Below are 15,317 nucleotides of genomic sequence, written 5' to 3'. Positions count from 1 at the left end.
CGCCCGACGGACATACGCTCGACCTGTGCAGACATTCTCAGATCAGGGGTGGTACACCCTACTCGTCGGCCTCGTCATTCTGGTCGGCCTCGTCGGGATCATCGTCCCGATCCTGCCGGGCGTCATCCTGATCTTCGGTGCTATCGCCGTCTGGGCCTTTCTGACCGGCGGCGCTACGGCATGGATCGTCTTCACGATCTGTACGGCGCTGCTCGTGATTTCCGGGGTCGTCAAGTACACCTGGCCGGGCCGCAAGATGAAGGACGCGGGTGTGTCCAACCGTGCCGTCTTCCTCGGCGCGATCCTCGGCATCGTCGGGTTTTTCGTGATCCCGGTGGTCGGCCTATTCGTCGGTTTCGTTCTCGGCGTGTACCTTTCGGAACTTCAACGCCTGCGCGCCGGTCAACAGGCCTGGCAGGCAACGGTTCACGCGCTGAAGGGTGTCGGCCTGTCCATGCTCATCGAACTCTTCGGCGCGCTGCTGGCCACCGGCGTCTGGGTCGTCGGCGCCATCGTCGCCTGAGTGAGCGCAGCGAGCGAACAGCAGGCGCGGTCGCCAGTACAGTCATGGGCTCTGTTCGATGGCGGGGAACGGAATCGTGTCTCCGGCTCGAGGTTCGGGGAGTTCCGCGCGGTGCAGCCGGAGGGTCGGCGGTTCGGGACGGTACAGCGGCAATGTCGGGGCCGGGTCGGTGGGGATGATGCGCTCGCGGGCCGGGAGCCGGTAGAAGGCGCGCGCGTTGTCCTCCAGCACCGGGTACATGTCGGTGCCCACCACATCGCAGAGGAGGTCGACGTCCGAGTCCTCGAATGGGCGGCCCGCACGGGTGCCGGGGAGATCGCTGCCGAACATGAGGGCTTCGGGGTTCACCGCGTGGATGCGGCGCAGCGTGTCGGCGACGTTCATCGCGACGCGACCGAAACCGGTGGCCTTGACCCGCGCTCCTCGATCAACGAGATCCAGCAGGAACGGCAGACCCTCTTCCGACATGCCGAGGTGGTCGACCGACAGCGCGGGCAGCTTGGAAATGACTGGTTGCAGCGAGGCGAGCATGGTGCCGTCGATGTAGACCTCGACATGCCAACCGACCAGCTCGTAGGCCCGCAACGCCTGGAGTGTCATCCCGGTGATGTCGGCGGCGGCGCGCTTGAGGTTGAACCGCAGCGCGCGCACACCGATGCGGTCCAGCTCGATGATCTCCTCGTCGGTGGCGTCCAGGTCCAGGCGGGTGACGCCGACCCAGCCTTCGCCCAGTTCGGCGAGGGCGGCCTTCAGGTAGCTCTGATCCGTGCCCTGGAACGAGCCGCTGACTACGGCGCCGCCGCCGACATCGAAGCGTGCCATGCGCTTTCGGTAGTCGGCGATGGTGAACGGGTCGGGCAGGTAGCCCTCGTTCTCGGCCAGCGGGAACCGCGGGTCGAAGATGTGCAGGTGGGCATCGAACACTTGTACAGAATGCCTCAGTGTCGGATTTTCCGCTGCCGCAGTAGGGCGGTTGCCGCGGCAGCGGAGCTGGTCCCGCCGGGGTGATCAGACCTTGTGCGGCTCGCTGGCACGGAGCATGTCCTCGCGCTCGACGACTTTGACCCGCTCCCGGCCCTCGGGCTCGCCGAGCGCGCGCTCGTGGGCGTCCAGGCGGTACCAGCCCTGCCAGGTGGTGAACGGGATGCCCTTGCCCTCGAGGAATTCGGTGACGGCGTCGAGCTCCGGTTCGGCGGCCGGGATGAAGCTCGCGCTGTCGTCGAGCAGGCAGGCGACGGTCTCGTTGGCGTCGCCCTTGGTGTGGCCGATCAGACCGACGGGACCGCGCTTGATCCAGCCGGTGACGTAGGTGGCAGGCAGGTAGCGGTCGGCGCCATCGGCGTTCTCGTCGGCGATCACGCGACCGGCCTCGTTCGGCACGGTGCCGGCCTGGTCGTCGAAGGGCAGGTTGGTCAGGTTCTGCGACAGATAGCCGACGGCACGGTAGACCGCCTGGATGTCCCAGTCCTTGAATACGCCGGTGCCCTTGACGTTGCCGGTGCCGTCGAGCTGGGTGCGCTCGGTGCGCAGGCCCACGACCTTGCCGTCTTCGCCGAGCACCTCGGACGGGGACTCGAAGAAGTGCAGGAACAGCTTGTGCGGTCGGTCGCCGACATCGCGGATGGCCCACTGCTCGAGGGTGTTGGCGACCATGTCGACCTGCTTGGAGTGGCGGCGCGCGGCTTCGGAGCCTTCGTCGTAGTCGATGTCTTCGGGGTCGACGATGACCTCGATTGTCGGCGAGTGGTCGAGCTCGCGCAGCTCGAGCGGGGTGAACTTGGCCTGGGCGGGTCCGCGGCGGCCGAAGACGTGGACCTCGACGGCCTTGTTGTTCTTCAACCCCTTGTAGACGTTCGGCGGGATCTCGGTGGGCAGCAGTTCGTCGCCGGTCTTGGCCAGCACGCGCGCCACGTCGAGTGCGACGTTGCCGACGCCGAGGACCGCGACCTTCTCCGCGTCCAGTGGCCAGGTGCGCGGTACGTCGGGGTGCCCGTCGTACCAGGACACGAAGTCCGCCGCGCCGAACGAACCGTCCAGGCCGATGCCGGGGACGTCCAGGGCGCGGTCGGCATTGGCTCCGGTGGAGAAGATCACCGCGTCGTAGAAGGTGCGCAGGTCATCGAGGGTGATGTCGGTGCCGTAGTCGATGTTGCCGAGCAGCCGCACCTGCGGCTTGTCGAGCACCTTGTGCAGGGCGGTGATGATTCCCTTGATCCGCGGATGGTCCGGCGCGACGCCGTAGCGGATCAGCCCGAATGGCGCCGGCATGCGCTCGAACAGGTCGATGCTCACCTCGGCGTCGGATTTCATCAACGCGTCGGCGGCGTAGATCCCGGCTGGTCCGGCGCCCACGATCGCGATGCGGAGCGGGCGAGTCTCGGCGGTCTGCGCGTCAGGCCCGGAGGAGGCAGCTTGCGTCACCACGGCGGCCCCGCGTACACCGCTTGTTGATCCTGCACTCTGTTCGGTCATCTCTTACGCGCACCCTTATGGTCGAAACAATTAACGACGTCGGTCTTAGCTTAGGCTAAGTTGACGCCCTGCTTTGGTTGCACCCTGTCGGTGTCGACACCGGCGATGCTTGCTCGGGTCTGCACGGTGCCCGGTTCACTGCGGCGACGAGCTGCCGATTCGCTATGACAGCCGGCCGCAGTTCGCGATTCTATCGGGGTAGCCGATGCTGCCCCGCGCCGGTGCGTGAACCTTCGGACGTCACAATCGCCGGTTACCCGTTCCCGCGCTCGCTATAGCGACCGTCCGGTCTCCGTCGAGCAATAGGCGTGTCCCGAATCGGGGCCGAGCGCTCGATACCGGCAGCGACCAGGGATCATCGAGTCATGACCGAGCGACAGCCGACCGCGGGCGAGGACGAAATCATCCGGGTCGATCAGACCGACAAGCGCTCCGCGGTTCCTTTCGTCGCGGCCGCCGTGGTCGCGGTGATCGTGCTGGTCGCGATCGTGCTCGGCGGGATGCTGTCGCCGACTGAGAAGAATGTCACAGATTCCGACCGGATCGTCGCGGCGGTCCGCAACTTCGTCGAGGGCTCCAACAGCACCGGCACGGTGCCGCCGCCCGGCACCGCCTGCCAGGGCTTCGACGCCGCACGTGCGCCGCTGGCCGGACAGGCGGGGCCCGGAAAGTCCGTCGAAATCACGAAACTCGACAATCCGATGACCGACGGTGACAAGGGCAAGGCGACCGTGACCACCAAGGTCGACGGCAACGAGACGACAGCGACCTGGAATCTGACCAGATCCGGCGGCAAGTGGCTGGTCTGCAACTGACCGTTCCCGCTGTGTGACCAACCGTTTGACATGGTGACCCGCGTCGGTGCAATCTCAGTCGAAGGTCATGAGAACCAGTGTCAAGCCCCGGCATTACTGGTCGGCAACCCTCCTCCGCGGTGGGGTGCTCCGGGTGACGACCTGGCCGTGGCTCGAACCTGAGCGCGGCAAGTGCGGATTCGCAGGAGGTGCACATGAGTTATGCCGGTGACATCACCCCCCAGCAGGCGTGGGAAGTGTTGCGCGACCATCCCGAGGCCGTCTTGGTCGACGTGCGGACTGAAGCCGAATGGAAATTTGTCGGTGTCCCCGATACGAGCTCGATCGGGCGGCCGACCGTGCTGATCGAGTGGGTCGACTCCACCGGCGCACGCAACGAAGCGTTCGTCGAGCAGCTGAAGCAGGCCCTGGTGGACCACGCCCCGGAAGCTCCGGTCGTGTTCTTGTGTCGCTCCGGCCAGCGTTCGATCGGCGCGGCTGTCACCGCGACCACCGCGGGCTACCGCACCTCCTATAACGTGCTCGAAGGCTTCGAAGGTCCCCTCGACGAATTCGGGCATCGCGGCGGCTCCGGCTGGCGTGCCCTCGGACTACCCTGGCGGCAGTCGTGATCACCGGCGGTGCGTTCGACCGGCCGCTGCCCGAGGGCGTCGGTCCCGCGACGCTCGGTGTGCGGGGTGGACTGCGGCGCTCGGGTTTCGAGGAAACCGCCGAGGCGCTCTACCTGAGCTCCGGCTTCGTCTACGAGAGCGCGGAGGCCGCGGAGGCCGCCTTCACCGGCGACGTCGAGCACTTCGTCTACTCCCGTTACGGCAATCCGACGGTCGCCATGTTCGAGGAGCGGATGCGGCTGATCGACGGCGCCGAAGCGTGCTTCGCGACCGCGAGCGGGATGTCCGCGGTATTCACCGCCCTCGGTGCGCTGCTCGGCGCCGGCGATCGACTCGTCGCCGCACGCAGCCTGTTCGGCTCCTGCTTCGTGGTGTGCAACGAGATCCTGCCGCGGTGGGGCGTGGAGACCGTCTTCGTCGACGGCGAAGATCTGGACCAGTGGGAACAGGCGCTGTCGGTGCCCACCCAGGCAGTGTTCTTCGAGACGCCCGCCAACCCGATGCAGACGCTGGTCGATGTACGCCGGGTGACCGAGCTGGCGCATGCGGCGGGCGCGAAAGTGGTGCTGGACAACGTCTTCGCCACACCACTGCTGCAACGCGGGTTCGAACTCGGCGCCGACGTGGTGGTCTACTCCGGTACCAAGCACATCGACGGGCAGGGCCGGGTGCTCGGCGGTGCCATTCTCGGTGCCGAGGACTACATCGACGGTCCGGTGAAAACGCTGATGCGTCATACCGGTCCGGCGCTGAGCCCGTTCAATGCGTGGACGCTGCTCAAGGGGCTGGAGACGATGCCGCTGCGGGTGCGCCATTCGGCGGAGTCGGCGTTGCGGATCGCCCGCTTCCTGGCGGACAACAAGGCCGTCAGCTGGGTGAAGTACCCGTTTCTGGAATCACATCCGCAGCACACTCTGGCCACCAGTCAGATGAGTGCGGGCGGCACCGTGGTCACCTTCGAGCTGAAGGCGCCCGAACACGAGGCGAAGAAGCGCGCGTTCGAGGTGCTGAACCAGCTGCGGATCGTGGACATCTCCAACAACCTCGGCGACGCCAAATCCCTGATCACCCATCCCGCCACGACAACCCACCGCGCGATGGGTCCCGAGGGTCGAGCCACCATCGGCCTCTCCGACGGCGTCGTCCGCATCTCAGTAGGGCTCGAAGACGTCGAAGACCTCCTCGGCGATCTCGACCAAGCCCTGGCCTGACCAGCACACACCTCGGGTATCCAGCTGGCTCCTGACGGGGTCAGGTGTTGGCGGTGTGCTCGATCTTGGTGAGATGAGCGATGTTTGCCTGGTCCTCAGGGGTGCTGCTCGGTTCGGTGGTGAACCAGGCGTCGAGGATTTCGCGGAGTTCGGCGCTCGAGGTCGAACGCAGGCTCAGAGCCAGGACGTTCGCGTCGTTCCAGGTGCGGGCGCCTGCCGCGGTCGCGGCATCGGTGCAGAGTGCCGCGCGGATGCCCGCGACCTTGTTGGCCGCCATCGAGGCGCCGGTGCCGGTCCAGCAGCAGACGATGGCCTGGTCGGTGCGGCCGGCCGCGACGTCGCGTGCGGCCACTTCGCTCGCCCAGGCCCAGTCGTCGCGTTCCGCGTCGGACAGCGCGCCGTGCGGCACGGTTTCGTGTCCGCGCCTGCCCAACTCGCCGACCAATTCCTCGGCCACGCCTACCCGCTCATCCGCCGCCACCGAAATTCGCATGTTTCCAGCGTAGTGGGCCTTCTCACCAGGTAGTCGGCCTTCGTGGGCAACTCCGCGTGCACGGGTTGTGCTGTCGGCGGGTGCTGGCTGGTTGCGTAGCGCCCCAACCCCGCGCACCGCCGCGCGAAACTCGTCGCCGTTACCGAGGCAGGTCTAGCCGCCGTCCACCGCATCAACCCGCAACACGCGGTGATATCGAAACGCCTTGCGGCCGAGCTCGGTCCGCAACAGCTCGCGCTGACCGTCGACGTGCTCACGAAACTCTCCGCCGCGCTGGACGCGTCGCGGAGGACTGGGGCCTGCTCCGCGCCCTCGGGCTGATCCGAATCAGGCGGTGAACGGGGACTTGGTTCGGCCGACGAGGTCGGCGACGGAATCCACCACCATGGTCGGCCGGTAGGGGTACGCCTCGAAGGACTCGCGGGTGGAGATGCCTGTGGTGACCAGGATGGTGCGCATGCCCGCTTCCAGGCCGGAGATGACGTCGGTGTCCATGCGGTCGCCGATCATCACGGTGGACTGGGAGTGGGCGCCGATGCGACGAAGCGCGGAACGCATCATCAGAGGGTTCGGCTTGCCGACGTAGTACGGGTCGCGACCGGTGGCGCGGGTGATCAGCGCGGCCACCGAACCGGTCGCGGGCAGCGAGCCCTCACGGGAAGGGCCGGTGGGGTCCGGGTTGGTCGCGATGAAGCGGGCGCCGCGCTCGACCAGCCGGATCGCCGTGGTGATCGCCTCGAAGGAGTAGGTCCGGGTTTCGCCGAGGACCACGTAGTCCGGAGCGCTGTCGGTGAGCACGTAGCCGATCTCGTGTAGCGCGGTGGTCAGCCCGGATTCACCCACCACGTAGGCGGTTCCGTTGGGGCGCTGTTCGTTCAGAAAGGTGGCGGTGGCCAACGCGGAGGTCCAGATCGCCTCCTCCGGGATGTCGAGGCCGGAGTGGCGTAGCCGCGCCTGCATGTCCCTCGGTGTGCGGATCGAATTGTTGGTCAACACCAGAAACGGTGTCTCGTTGGCACGCAGCTCGGCGAGGAACTCGTCGGCGCCGGGCACCAGATGGTCCTCGTGCACCAGCACCCCGTCCATATCGGTCAGGTAGGACAGGATCGGTTCGTCATCTGCATTCACAGAGCCGATTATCCCCGCCGCGACCTCGGCCGGAACAACGAGTACCGGTCGGAAGCCCGACCGCCGCGCCCCTGCCTCGAATCCGGCGCGTGCGCCGGACTCGGTGCCAGCCCACGTGCCCAGCGTGCCATTGAGCCGGTCGGACACTGCGCGCTTCGGCTCAGGGCCGTCGAGGCGAGTAGGACGGCCGCGGCGATCTCGATCATCCGCGCCAGGCCATCGGTACCCGCCACAAAGGAGTTGGCTAGTGTCGAAGTCGGATCGCGACGGCGGCGAAACGAAACGCGAGGAGCGTGGCAGATGAGCGGACTCAAGCTCGGTTACAAGGCATCGGCGGAGCAGTTCGGCCCCCGTGAACTCGTCGAGATCGCGGTGCTGGCCGAGGAACATGGCCTGGACAGCGCCACAGTGAGCGACCACTTCCAGCCGTGGCGGCACAAGGGCGGGCACGCGCCGTTCTCGTTGGCCTGGATGGCCGCGGTCGGCGAGCGCACCCAGCGCATCCAGCTCGGCACCTCGGTGCTCACCCCCACCTTCCGCTACAACCCGGCGGTGATCGCGCAGGCCTTCGCCACCATGGGCTGCCTGTACCCGGATCGGATCATGCTCGGGGTCGGCACCGGTGAGGCGCTCAACGAGATCGCCACCGGATACACCGGGGAATGGCCCGAATTCAAGGAGCGCTTCGCCCGTTTGCGCGAGTCGGTCGACCTGATGCGCGCGCTGTGGACCGGCGACCGCGTCGACTTCGACGGCGAGTACTACCGCACCGTCGGCGCCTCCATCTACGACGTGCCCAAGGGCGGCATCCCGATCTATATCGCCGCGGGCGGCCCGCTGGTCGCTCGGTACGCGGGACGCGCGGGCGACGGCTTCATCTGCACCTCGGGCAAGGGCATGGACCTCTACACCGAGAAGCTGATGCCCGCGGTCGCCGAGGGCGCGGCGAAGGTCGACCGCACCGTCGAGGACATCGACCGGATGATCGAGATCAAGATCTCCTACGACACCGATCCCGAACTGGCCCTGGAGAACACCCGCTTCTGGGCCCCGCTCTCCCTGTCCGCGGAGCAGAAGCACAGCATCACCGACCCGATCGAGATGGAAGCCGCCGCCGACGCGCTGCCCATCGAACAGATCGCCAAGCGCTGGATCGTCGCGAGCGACCCCGACCAGGCGGCCGAACAAATCAAGCCCTACCTCGACGCCGGCCTCAACCACCTGGTCTTCCACGCACCCGGTCACGACCAGCGCCGCTTCCTCGACCTGTTCCAGCGCGACCTCGCCCCCCGCCTGCGCGCACTCGCCTGACCCACCCGACGAGTGGCACACCCTGGAGAGGTCTTCTCGGGCGAGGCCACATCCAGGTGCCACTCGTCCGGCGGCTACGCCCGGCGGAGGGCGAAGATGCGGAGGTCGCGGGTGGTGCGGGAGCGGTAGACGGCGTAGGCGCCGGCGATGTCGACGAAGCGGGTGAAGATGGCGTCCTTGTCCGGACCTTCGACCGGGGTGGCGGTGACGTCGATTCGTTCGCCTGCGATGGCGACCGTTGCCGTGGGATTCGCCAGGAGGTTGGCGGTCCACCCGGGGTGGTGTGCCTGCCCGAAATTACTGCCGATCAGGTAGAGCGTGTCGCCGTCGTGCACGTACAGCAGCGGCTGGGTGCGCGGCTGTCCGGATTTGCGGCCGATGGTGGTGAGCAGGATGACCGGTGCGCCGATCGGGCCGAGCAAGGTGTACTTGGCGTGGGTGCGTTCCAGGATCGCCCGGTCCAGCGGAGTGATAGCGCGGATCAGCCGGGAACCCGGCTTCGTCGCAGCCAATCTATTTGCCGCGCGGGCTAATACATTCGTGCGCGAACCCCATTGCCGATCTGGAAACTGCTCAGCCATGCCCGGACTATAGCGGGCGGGAGGAACCCGCGATGGTGAGTCGGCGGGACCGCTCGAGCAGCCCCCTTCGGGCCGTCGGTCGATGATGGTGTCCGGCACCGGGTCGACGCACCGAGCGAGCGCGACCGGTGCTCACGCTCTCGCGCCGGGTCCGGTCGCCGCTCGTTCACTAAGCTTCCGGACATGGCCGACATTGCTCCATCAGCCGTGTACATCGCCTCGCCGGAGGGCGACACCGGAAAGTCGACGGTGGCCCTCGGGGTGCTCCAGATGTTGTGCGCGACGACCGCGCGGGTCGGGGTTTTTCGGCCGATCACGCGCTCGACCACCGAGCCCGATTACATCCTGGAGCTGCTGCTCGAGCACAGCACGGCGGACATCGACTACGCACAGTCCATCGGCACGACCTATGAGCAAGTGCACGCCGACCCGGACGCGGCGATCAGCGAGATCGTCCTGCGCTTCCATCAGGTCGCGAAGGTGTGTGACGCGGTGGTGGTGGTCGGCAGCGACTACACCGACGTGGCCAGCCCCAGCGAGCTGCGCTTCAACGCAAGGATCGCGGTCAACCTGGGCGCACCGGTGTTGCTGGTTGTGCGCGGCGCGGGCCGCACGCCGGACGAGGTGAGGCACCTGACCGAACTGTGTGCCACCGAGTTGTCGCATGAGCACGCGCAGCTGGTCGCCATCATCGCCAACCGCTGCGAACCGAAGCAGCTGGACGAGGTGCGTTCGGCGCTGCGTGGCTTCGATGTCCCCTCCTGGACGCTGCCCGAGATCCCGTTGCTGATCGCCCCGACCATGGCCGAGCTGTGCTCGGCCATCGACGGCGAAATGTACACCGGCGATCCCGAATTGCTGCAGCGCGAGGCGCTGAAGATCATGGTCGGCGGCATGACAGCCGAACACATCCTGGAGCGCCTGGTCGAGGGCGTCGTGGTGATCGCGCCGGGCGACCGGTCGGACGTGCTGCTCAGCGTCGTGAACGCCCATGAGGCGGAAGGCTTTCCCTCGCTGTCGGGCATCATCATGAACGGCGGTATGCTGCCGCACCCTGCGGTGGCGCGGCTGATGACCGGCCTCAAACCCAAGCTGCCGATCCTCACTACCGAGCTGGGCACCTACGACACCGCGGGTGCCGCCTACCGCACTCGCGGCCGCATGTCCGCGGGCAGCCCGAGCAAAGTGGACACCGCGCTCGCCCTGATGGAGGAGCACGTCGACGCTGCGGAGTTGTTGCGGCGCGTCGAGGTTCCGCTCACGTCGGTAGTCACACCGCAGATGTTCGAATACCAGCTCATCGAGCGCGCGCGGGCCGACCCCAAGCGCATCGTCCTGCCCGAGGGCGAGGACGACCGCATCCTGCGCGCGGCGGGCCGGGTGTTGCAGCGCAAGATCGCCGACCTGGTCATCCTCGGCGATGAGACGGCCGTGCGCGCCCGCGCCGCCGAACTCGGCGTGGACATCTCCGCCGCGCAGGTGCTCGACCCGCGCGGTTCCGACCACCTCGACGATTTCGCGGCCGAGTACACCCAGCTACGCAAGCACAAGGGCATAACGCTGGGCCGGGCCCGCGAAACCATGACCGACATCTCGTATTTCGGCACGATGATGGTCTACAAGGGGATCGCCGACGGAATGGTCTCCGGCGCCGCGCACACCACCGCGCACACCATCCGGCCGTCGCTCGAAATCATCAAGACGGTGCCCGGCGTCTCCACCGTCTCCAGTGTGTTCCTCATGTGCCTGGCCGACCGGGTACTTGCCTATGGCGACTGCGCCGTAGTCCCGGATCCCACCTCGGAGCAGCTGGCCGACATCGCCATCTCCTCCGCGGCGACCGCTGCCCGGTTCGGCATCGAACCGCGGGTGGCGATGCTGTCCTACTCCACCGGCGAGTCGGGCAGCGGCGCAGACGTGGACAAGGTGCGCGTCGGTACCGAGCTGGTGCGTGAGCGGGCGCCGGAACTGCCGGTGGAGGGTCCTATCCAGTACGACGCGGCGATCGAGCCGACCGTCGCCGACACCAAGCTGCCGCATTCCGAGGTCGCCGGACATGCGACGGTGTTCGTGTTTCCCGACCTCAATACCGGCAACAACACCTACAAGGCGGTGCAGCGCAGCGCCGGTGCGATCGCGATCGGTCCGGTGCTGCAGGGTCTGCGCAAACCCGTCAACGACCTGTCTCGCGGTGCGCTGGTCGCAGACATCGTCAACACCGTGGCGATCACCGCCATCCAGGCACAGGACGACTGAGGTGGACGGCACTGTATGCCCCGGAACAATCGCGCACGTGATCGTGGTTGCCGAGCAAGTGCGGGACACCCGCCCAGTGCGAGTGTCCCGCGAAACACCGGAGGTGTGATGAGCCACAATCGCGCAGCGCTCATCGACGCCGACCGGGTGCGGGTGTCCCGCAAGATACTGGAGGTGTGATGAGCGGGGCTGCCGAAGGACTGGTTCTGGTGATCAATTCCGGCTCGTCCTCGATCAAATACCAGCTCTTGGACCCGGCGTCGAGCGTGGTGGCCGCTTCCGGGACGGTTGAGCGGATCGGCGAGGACAGCGGGGGGATCGAGCATCACGCCCACGGTGAGACCACCGTGCGCCGCGGGCCGATCAATGACCACACCGCAGGGTTGCGCCTGGTCTTCGATATGTTCTCCGCGACAGGACGGGATCTGGTGCGGGAGGGCGTGCACGCGGTCGGCCACCGGGTGGTGCACGGCGGCGAGGTGTTCTACCGGCCGACGTTGATCGACGACTCCGTGGTCGCCGCGATCTCCGAGTTGTCCGCGCTCGCGCCGCTGCACAACCCGGCCAACGTGGCCGGCATCGAGAGTGCGCGCGAGCTGTTGCCGGGCGTGCCGCAGGTCGCCGTGTTCGACACCGCCTACTTCCACAGCCTGCCCGACGCCGCAAAGACATATGCGATCGACGCCAAAGTTGCTGCGGCACATGGTATTCGGAAATACGGATTCCATGGCACGTCGCATGAGTACGTGTCCGGTCGGGCCGCCGCGCTGCTCGGGCATGACCTCGCCGAACTGAACCAGATCGTCTTCCACCTGGGCAATGGCGCGTCCGCCTCCGCGATCCGTGGCGGGCGCCCGATTGATACGAGCATGGGCCTCACCCCGCTCGAGGGACTGGTAATGGGCACCAGGTCCGGCGACCTCGATCCGGGGATAGTGCCGCATCTGGTTCGCTCCGCGCACCTGGACATCGATCAGGTCGATGCCCTGCTCAACCGGGACTCCGGTATCAAGGGCCTGTCCGGCGTGAACGATTTCCGCGAGCTACAGCGCCTCATCGACGGCGGCGACCGGACCGCCCGGCTCGCCTATGACGTGTACATCCACCGGTTGCGGCGCTACCTCGGCGCGTATCTGGTAGCGCTCGGTGGCGTCGACGCGATTACCTTCACCGCAGGTGTCGGCGAGAACAGCCCGCAGGTGCGCGCTGATGCGCTCGCCGACCTCTCCCGATTCGGCATCGAGGTGGATCCGGCCGCGAATATGGCGAAAGATCGTGGCGCCCGGCATATTTCCGCGCCAGGGGCGCCGGTCGCGGTGCTGGTGGTGCCCACCAACGAGGAGTTGGCGATCGCCAGGGCCGCGCATCGCGTGGTCGCCGACACCACCTGAATGAGGTGTTCGGTTCGCGCCGCGCCGATCCCGATGCTAAAGCCAGGTTTTCGCGCGGATCGAGTTTGCCAGGTCGACCAGCGCATAGCGATGGTTGCGGTCCGTCGCACTGCGGGCAAGGGACCGAAGACCGGTTTCGATTCCTGCCCGCAGTTCGCGTTCGGTGAAGGGAACATTGAACAGCGTCGCGTCCGGGCGCTTCGGCGTGTTACCCGCCTGCAGCCAGGCCAGTGCCGCGCCACGGACGAGTACCCGCATCTGCACCGCACGGCCCTCGGATACCGGCAGGCTGAGCACCCGCGACGCCGAGATGTGCAGGGTTGCCTCATCGAGCTCAGCCACCGGTGTGGCGGTGAGCATGATCAGAACGGCGGTCATCCGCGCCGTGGTGTAATGCCGTGACGCGGCGGGCACTTCGTCCAGCGTCTGCACGGCATCGGTTACCCGGTCCACCGCGGTCAGCTGCCTGGCCAGCCCGAAGGCGGCGCTCACCACGGAGCGGTCGGTGCGCCAGACGGTCTCGTAGGACTTCTGCGCGTAGGAGCGCCATTGCTCGGGGTCCGGCGAATCCCAGTGCTGGAGGATGAGTTCGGCGGTGGCGGCGAGTGCCAGTTTCGGGGCGATCTCGCCAGGCAGAACCCTCAGGACCTCGTCGAAAATCGCGAAAGCTCGCTCGTACTCCCGGTCGAGCAATTCGGCAAGACCGCGATACCAGCTGACCCGCCAGTCGCTGTCGGGCAGGGGAGCGAGCATGCGCAGCACGGCGGACGATTCGCGCAGGTCGATCCGTACCCGCGCCTCGGCCAAGGTGAACTCCAGATCCGATGCCTCCAGTGCATTCTCGGCTTCGGCACGCGCACGCGCCTCCCGCAGCGCATCGAGGGCCTGTGCGGGTTCGGGATGCACCGTAGCGGCGAGCAGGGACGTGGACGGCTCGGCCGGGTCGAGCAGCGAAACAGGCAGCGCCGCGACCACCTCGCGGGCATCGAGCTCGGTGCTGCGGGCACGGCCGTCCGCGTAGGCGTCGGTCTGGCTGATCAGTTCCTCGGTGCCGAAGCTTCCGCGCGGCGGACTGAAGACAGTCGACAACCGCGGGTGCTCGGTGTCGTCCTCCAACGCCAGGATTTCGCGCAGCACGCCCCACATCTGGGCGGACATCGCCTTGGCTGAGCGAAAACGGCGGTTCGGGTCCCGGTCGGTGGCGCAGAGCAGCAGGCGATGGAAGAACTCGTAGCGCGCCAATACCGGCTCGTCGGCGACATCCGGTAATCCATCGAGGTAGCGTCCCTGCTCCATCGGCATGTTCAGGGTCAGCACCGCGAGTATGCGGCCGACGGTGTAGATGTCCGAGGCCACAGTGGGACCGGTCCGCGCGATCTCGCGCGCCTGGAAGCCCCTGGTGCCGTAGAGGTTTCCGTATGCCTCGATGGTGGTGACGGCGCCGAGGTCGATCAGCTTCACCTGGTCCTCGGTGACCATGACGTTGTCCGGCTTGAGGTCGTTGTAGACCAGACCCGTCGAGTGCAGGTATTCCAGCGCGGGCAGGATCTCCAGCAGGTAGGCGATCGCCTCGGTGACCGGCATGCGCTGCGGGCGCCGGTAGGTGTCCAGGATGTCGCGCAGCGTGCGGCCGCCCACGTACTCCATGACGATGTAGCCGATGGGCGTGCCGTCCGGGCCGGGGTGCTCGACGAAGTTGTAGATCTTGACGATGCTGGGATGTGCCACCTCGGCCAGAAATTGGCGCTCGGCCAGCGCCACCGCCTGGGCTTCGGCATCGCCGGCGTGCAGCAGGCCCTTCAGCACCACCCAGCGGTCGCTGACGTTGCGGTCGATCGCGAGGTAGACCCAGCCGATTCCGCCGTGGGCTAGGCAGCCCTGGACCTCGTACTGTCCGGACACCATATCGCCCGCGTGTAGCGAGGGCCGAAAATCATAGGGTGCCCCGCATGTTCGGCAGACGCCCGTCGTTGTGGCAGGCCGGGTTGCCGTCGCCCTGCCGACCGGATTGCCGCAGCGCCAGCAGAATCGCTTGCCCTCGGACACCATGGGATCGGCGAGCACGGCGTCGCGCGGATCAGCGGGCGTCACCGTCGGAATCGGCACCAGTCCCGCGCCGAGCCGTCGCACCGTCGGATGTGACCGCGCGGTCCGCACATTACGCCCCGAGGTGCGCGCCGTTGCCGTCGAGTCCGGCTCCGAATCCGTCCGCCGTGCACCGACATTGCCTGCCGCGACGGTGCCTGTTCCCGTGGTCGGCGGCGGGGTCCTCGGCTCGTCGCGCGCCATCTCGGTGGCCTGCCCGCCCCGCTCGGCGGCGGATGCTTCGGCTGCCTGGTCACCCTCCGACTCGCCATGCGCCGGCGGACCGACCGAACCCGCATTCGGGTCCGCACCCGGATACCTGCCGACTAATCCGGTGTACCCGCCTGCTGTCCCCGCTTCGGGCAGTTCAGGAGAACCCGGCCCTCCGGCGGCGGTTTCGTTCGCGTCGGAATCGGGGTCGGGCCGGGTGTTCATTGCTC

At 67.3% G+C, this 15,317-nt stretch carries 13 protein-coding genes and 1 riboswitch; of the genes, 7 read left to right on the top strand and 6 right to left on the bottom strand.

The annotated features are described in order from the left end of the window. Nucleotides 1-25 precede the first annotated feature (25 nt). Nucleotides 26-523: a DUF456 domain-containing protein gene (locus AB4Z47_RS06870; RefSeq protein ID WP_441948783.1), complete on the top strand. Its 498-nt coding sequence runs from the start codon at nucleotides 26-28 to the stop codon at nucleotides 521-523. Nucleotides 524-565: 42 nt separating this feature from the next. Here the strand turns inward: AB4Z47_RS06870 and AB4Z47_RS06865 are convergent, their stop codons facing one another. Continuing rightward, on the bottom strand, nucleotides 566-1,447 hold the full coding sequence (locus tag AB4Z47_RS06865) for an amidohydrolase family protein (RefSeq protein WP_441948781.1): 882 nt from the start codon (nucleotides 1,445-1,447) through the stop codon (nucleotides 566-568). A gap of 84 nt (nucleotides 1,448-1,531) precedes the next feature. Beyond that, on the bottom strand, nucleotides 1,532-2,995 hold the full coding sequence (locus AB4Z47_RS06860) for an FAD-dependent oxidoreductase (protein WP_441948779.1): 1,464 nt from the start codon (nucleotides 2,993-2,995) through the stop codon (nucleotides 1,532-1,534). Between the two features lie 365 nt (nucleotides 2,996-3,360). Here AB4Z47_RS06860 and AB4Z47_RS06855 point away from each other — a divergent pair, with 365 nt between their 5' ends. From AB4Z47_RS06855 to AB4Z47_RS06845, 3 genes are all read left to right on the top strand, one after another. Further along, nucleotides 3,361-3,810, top strand: coding sequence for an Rv0361 family membrane protein (locus AB4Z47_RS06855; RefSeq protein ID WP_441948778.1), 450 nt, complete (start codon nucleotides 3,361-3,363; stop codon nucleotides 3,808-3,810). A gap of 63 nt (nucleotides 3,811-3,873) precedes the next feature. Continuing rightward, nucleotides 3,874-3,990: riboswitch (SAM riboswitch) on the top strand. 14 nt (nucleotides 3,991-4,004) lie between these two features. Continuing rightward, on the top strand, nucleotides 4,005-4,421 hold the full coding sequence (locus AB4Z47_RS06850) for a rhodanese-like domain-containing protein (RefSeq protein ID WP_441948776.1): 417 nt from the start codon (nucleotides 4,005-4,007) through the stop codon (nucleotides 4,419-4,421). Continuing rightward, complete coding sequence (locus AB4Z47_RS06845; RefSeq protein WP_441948774.1) at nucleotides 4,418-5,632, top strand: O-succinylhomoserine sulfhydrylase; 1,215 nt, start codon at nucleotides 4,418-4,420, stop codon at nucleotides 5,630-5,632. Before AB4Z47_RS06850 ends, AB4Z47_RS06845 begins: the two co-directional genes overlap by 4 nt. Nucleotides 5,633-5,672: 40 nt before the next feature. Here AB4Z47_RS06845 and AB4Z47_RS06840 read toward each other — a convergent pair whose 3' ends face one another. Both AB4Z47_RS06840 and AB4Z47_RS06835 read right to left on the bottom strand, forming a co-directional pair. Continuing rightward, nucleotides 5,673-6,125, bottom strand: coding sequence for an RpiB/LacA/LacB family sugar-phosphate isomerase (locus AB4Z47_RS06840; protein WP_441948772.1), 453 nt, complete (start codon nucleotides 6,123-6,125; stop codon nucleotides 5,673-5,675). A gap of 327 nt (nucleotides 6,126-6,452) precedes the next feature. Beyond that, entirely contained in the window at nucleotides 6,453-7,211 is a 759-nt protein-coding gene (locus AB4Z47_RS06835; protein ID WP_441948834.1) for an HAD-IIA family hydrolase, read from the bottom strand. Nucleotides 7,212-7,553: 342 nt separating this feature from the next. On the opposite strand from AB4Z47_RS06835, the gene fgd reads away from it, so the two are divergent. Continuing rightward, nucleotides 7,554-8,564, top strand: a complete 1,011-nt coding sequence (fgd, locus tag AB4Z47_RS06830; RefSeq protein ID WP_441948771.1) for a glucose-6-phosphate dehydrogenase (coenzyme-F420) — start codon at nucleotides 7,554-7,556, stop codon at nucleotides 8,562-8,564. 74 nt (nucleotides 8,565-8,638) lie between these two features. Here the strand turns inward: fgd and AB4Z47_RS06825 are convergent, their stop codons facing one another. Next, on the bottom strand, nucleotides 8,639-9,145 hold the full coding sequence (locus AB4Z47_RS06825) for a nitroreductase/quinone reductase family protein (protein ID WP_441948769.1): 507 nt from the start codon (nucleotides 9,143-9,145) through the stop codon (nucleotides 8,639-8,641). A 183-nt stretch (nucleotides 9,146-9,328) separates the two neighbouring features. Between AB4Z47_RS06825 and pta the strand changes: the two genes are divergently transcribed. Further along, nucleotides 9,329-11,401 carry a phosphate acetyltransferase gene (gene pta, locus AB4Z47_RS06820; protein ID WP_441948767.1) on the top strand — a complete coding sequence of 691 codons (2,073 nt, stop codon included), beginning with the start codon at nucleotides 9,329-9,331 and terminating at the stop codon, nucleotides 11,399-11,401. Between the two features lie 179 nt (nucleotides 11,402-11,580). Further along, nucleotides 11,581-12,792 (top strand): acetate kinase, encoded by a 1,212-nt coding sequence (locus AB4Z47_RS06815; protein WP_441948765.1) that lies wholly within the window; start codon nucleotides 11,581-11,583, stop codon nucleotides 12,790-12,792. 36 nt (nucleotides 12,793-12,828) lie between these two features. Here AB4Z47_RS06815 and AB4Z47_RS06810 read toward each other — a convergent pair whose 3' ends face one another. Beyond that, nucleotides 12,829-15,312, bottom strand: coding sequence for a tetratricopeptide repeat protein (locus AB4Z47_RS06810; RefSeq protein ID WP_441948764.1), 2,484 nt, complete (start codon nucleotides 15,310-15,312; stop codon nucleotides 12,829-12,831). Nucleotides 15,313-15,317: the final 5 nt, after the last annotated feature.

This window comes from Nocardia sp. 2TAF39 (genome assembly GCF_052114905.1).
Classification (GTDB): domain Bacteria; phylum Actinomycetota; class Actinomycetes; order Mycobacteriales; family Mycobacteriaceae; genus Nocardia.
Note: the sequence above shows the minus strand (reverse complement) of the source record. Positions and strands in the feature narration are given on the sequence as shown.